The following is a 2,259-nucleotide window of genomic DNA, read 5'->3' as shown; positions in this document are numbered from 1 at the left end:
TTTGGGAAGCTAAAAATTAGGGGGATAAAAGAGATGGCGGTTATAAGACCTTTTAAAGCAATCAGACCAGCTGCGCAATATGTAGACATGGTAGCGGAATTACCATATGACGTTATGAATAGGGAAGAAGCAAAGGAAATGGGTGAAAAGAATAAATATTCTTTCATACACATTGACAGAGCAGAAATAGATTTAGATGATGAAGTAGATGAACACGATGAAGCTGTTTATCTAAAGGCTAGAGAAAATCTAGACAATTTCAGAAATAATGATATTTTAGTAAAAGAAAAGCAAGACTGCATCTATATTTACAGAGAAACGATGAACGGCAGAGATCAAATCGGCCTTGTAGCTTGCGTATCTGTAGATGACAGCATAAATGGAGTAATAAAAATACACGAATACACTAAACCAGATAAAGAATTAGACAGAACTAAGCACATAAAATACTGCAACGCAAACACAGGCACAATTCTTTTAACTTACAAAAATAGAGAAAAAGTAGATGAATTAGTAAACTTCTATGTAAAAAACGAATTGCCACTTTACGATTTTATGTCTGATGACGGTGTATTCCACACAGTCTGGCGAATCGACAGACAACAAGACTTAGACGAGCTTGTGAGCGAGTTTGACAAAATTCCATACTTATACATAGCAGATGGGCACCATAGATCAGCATCTGCTGTAAATGTTGCAAAAGAAAAGAGATTGGAAAATCCAAACTACACAGGCGACGAAGAATTCAACTATTATATAGCGATGATAGCTCCAGAAAATAATCTAGAAGTTCTAGATTACAACAGAGTCGTAAAAGACTTGAATGGAAACACAAAAGAGGAATTTTTAAATAAAATCGCTCGAAAATTTGAAATTGAAAGAGTTGCAAAAAACAAGCAATACAAACCAGAGCAAAAAGGAACTGTAGGTATGTTCTTAGATGGAGATTGGTATAAAATTAAATTTGACGATAAGTCAATAAACGATCCTGACGAAGTCAAATCATTAGACATATCAATCCTACAAGACAACATCCTAGACGATATATTAGGGATAAAAGATCCTCGAAGAGATAAAAGAATAGATTTCGTGGGAGGAATCAGGGGAATAGATGAGCTCGAAAAAAGAGTAAACGAAGACATGGAAGTTGCCTTTGCAATGTATCCAACAAAGCTTACAGAGCTTATGGCAGTTGCCGACGCAAATAAAATAATGCCAGCAAAATCTACTTGGTTTGAACCAAAAGTAAGATGCGGATTATTTTTACATGAACTTGATTAGTAAAAAACAGGATTAGCTTTAATGGCTAGTCCTTTTTTTATTCACTAAAAAAAATTATTTGAAAAATATGAATATTGTATAAAATTCTGCTTATGTTATTTTATCTACGATTGAGGATGTGCTATATTTTAATTATTAAATTTAGTTTTTGGAGAGATTTGGAGGTTATAAATATGACTGATAAAAAGCAAGTTTTAGAAAATTTAGGATTTAGAAGGGCAAAGTTGTCGGATGCGGAGAGATTGTTGGAGATTTATTCGCCGTATGTGATAGAGACTGCGATTACTTTTGAGTACGATGTACCTTCGGTGGAGGAGTTTAGAGGGAGAATAGAGGATATTTCTAGTGAGTATCCGTATATAGTTTGTACATATAAGGACGAGATAATTGGATACGCTTACGCACATAGACATATGGAGAGGGCGGCTTATCAATGGAATGCTGAGCTTTCTATTTATTTGGATATGGATTATAAGAGTCTTGGTGTGGGGAAAATTCTTTACGGCAAGCTTATAGAGATTTTGAAATTGCAAAATGTTGAGAATGTGTACGGATGTATAACTACGGAGAATGAAAAAAGCGTTAAGTTCCATGAAAAGTTGGGATTTAAGTTTATAGGGATATACCCTGATACTGGATATAAGTTTGGCAGATGGTACGATATCACTTGGCTTGGGATGAGGATTGCTGATAAGAATCAGGCTCCAAAACCGCTTAAGGCTATATATGAGGTGGATCAAGATGCTATAGAGGATATTTTAAATTTTTAAATCGCTCTGATGGGCTATTTTGATTGTAAAAGTAAAAATTTCCTTATACAATGTAATTAAGATACAATGTAATTAAGAAAATTGTTTGAAATATAAGGAATTTGCTTGGAGTGAGAAATGGCTGTAGGAGGGGGATTTATGAAGAAGAATGTTAGGTATTTATTTTGTGTTATTTTTATATTTTGTATGTTTTTGGTAGCTCAGGTGT

2 protein-coding genes are annotated in these 2,259 nt (G+C 34.1%); both read left to right on the top strand.

Annotated elements, in window-relative coordinates; genetic code table 11:
• A partial coding sequence (locus MR593_RS11245; RefSeq protein ID WP_331474838.1) for a DUF1015 domain-containing protein occupies window positions 1–1,281 on the top strand: 1,281 nt, incomplete at its 5' end.
• A 116-nt stretch (window positions 1,282–1,397) separates the two neighbouring features.
• Window positions 1,398–2,051: a GNAT family N-acetyltransferase gene (locus tag MR593_RS11240; protein ID WP_290692906.1), complete on the top strand. Its 654-nt coding sequence runs from the start codon at window positions 1,398–1,400 to the stop codon at window positions 2,049–2,051.
• The last annotated feature ends 208 nt before the right edge of the window (window positions 2,052–2,259 follow it).

Source organism: Intestinibacter sp. (assembly GCF_022780145.1).
Taxonomy (GTDB): Bacteria; Bacillota; Clostridia; order Peptostreptococcales; family Peptostreptococcaceae; genus Intestinibacter.
The sequence above is the reverse complement of the archived record's forward strand: the minus strand, read 5'-3'. Positions and strand labels throughout refer to the sequence as shown.

Coding starts and splice junctions, on each gene's coding strand:
- MR593_RS11240 (WP_290692906.1), top strand. CDS start 1,398: ATGTGCTATATTTTAATTATTAAATTTAGTTTTTGGAGAGATTTGGAG.